The following is a 772-nucleotide window of genomic DNA, read 5'->3' on the forward strand; positions in this document are numbered from 1 at the left end:
GGCCGCCGGCGATGCCCTTGGCGGTGGTGATGAGGTCGGGGACGAGGTTCTCGTGCTCGCTGGCGAACCACCTGCCGGTGCGGCAGAAGCCGGACTGGATCTCGTCGGCGACGAAGACGATGCCGTTGGCGCGGGCGAACTCGGCGATCTTGGGGAGGAAGCCGGGGGCGGGCTCGATGAAGCCGCCTTCGCCGAGGATGGGTTCGATGATGATGGCGGCGACGTTGTCGGGACCGACCTGCTTGGTGATCATGTCGATGGCCTGGGCGGCAGCCTCGTCGGCGCAGCGGTCGGGGCCGGTGAGCCAGCGGTAGGGGTAGGCGACCGGGACGCGGTAGACCTCGGGCGCGAAGGGTCCGAAACCGTGCTTGTACGGCATGTTCTTCGAGGTCAGCGCCATCGTGAGGTTGGTGCGGCCGTGATAACCGTGGTCGAAGACGACGACGGCCTGGCGCTTGGTGTAGGCGCGGGCAATCTTGACGGCGTTCTCGACGGCTTCGGCGCCGGAATTGAAGAGCGCGGACTTCTTGGGGTGGTCGCCGGGGGTGAGGGCGGCCAGCTCCTCGCAGACCTGTACGTAGCCCTCGTAAGGGGTGACCATGAAGCAGGTGTGGGTGAAGTCGGCGAGCTGGGCGGTGGCACGGCGGACGACGGCTTCCGCGCTGGAGCCGACGGAGGTCACGGCGATGCCCGAGCCGAAGTCGATCAGAGAATTGCCGTCCACGTCCTCGATCACCCCGCCACCCGCCCGCGCGGCGAACACCGGCATGAC

General features: G+C 68.1%; 1 protein-coding gene. It reads right to left on the reverse strand.

The features are described 5' to 3' along the window. Positions 1 to 772 (reverse strand): aminotransferase class III-fold pyridoxal phosphate-dependent enzyme (locus CCN51_RS50725; RefSeq protein WP_245881873.1); only part of this gene is annotated, 772 nt, incomplete at both ends.

This window comes from Streptomyces milbemycinicus (assembly GCF_002154605.1).
Lineage (GTDB): Bacteria > Actinomycetota > Actinomycetes > Streptomycetales > Streptomycetaceae > Streptomyces > Streptomyces milbemycinicus.